Source organism: Corallococcus sp. CA041A, assembly GCF_003612075.1.
In the GTDB taxonomy this organism is placed as follows: Bacteria; Myxococcota; Myxococcia; order Myxococcales; family Myxococcaceae; genus Corallococcus; species Corallococcus exiguus.
The window spans coordinates 1-458 of sequence record NZ_RAWF01000628.1; the positions used below are offsets into that span (position 1 = coordinate 1).

Sequence of the window (458 nt, forward strand, 5' to 3'; positions counted from 1 at the left end):
GAAACAGGCCGATGTTGGTTTCGGGCATGGCCATCTTCGTGCGTTCGGTCACCACGCGCAGCGATGCGCCTTGCGAGATGCCCATGCCACCGCCCATGACGACGCCGTCCATCAGCGCAATGTAGGGCTTGGCGTAGCTGAAGATGAGGTGGTTGAGGCGGTATTCCTCCGTGAAAAAGGTGATGAGTTGCGGGTCGCCGGCCGTCGCGGCGCGGTGGAAGAAGCGGATGTCGCCGCCTGCGCACAGGGCTTTGCCGCCCTCGCCACGCAGGATGACAGCGTGGACTTCCGGATCGTGCTGCCACGCCAGCAGCGCATGCGACATCGCGCGAATCATCTCCAGCGACAGCGCGTTCAGCGCCTGCGGCCGGTTCAACGTCAGCCAGCCGATGCCGCCGCGTACTTCGGCGATCACGTTGGGTTGAACTTCAGCCTGGGGAGCGGGGGAAGCGGTGGAT

General features: G+C 64.6%; 1 protein-coding gene. It reads right to left on the reverse strand.

The features are described from left to right. On the reverse strand, positions 1 to 415 hold a 415-nt coding region (locus tag D7V77_RS42530; RefSeq protein ID WP_199734012.1), incomplete at its 3' end, for an enoyl-CoA hydratase/isomerase family protein. Between the last annotated feature and the right edge of the window lie 43 nt (positions 416 to 458).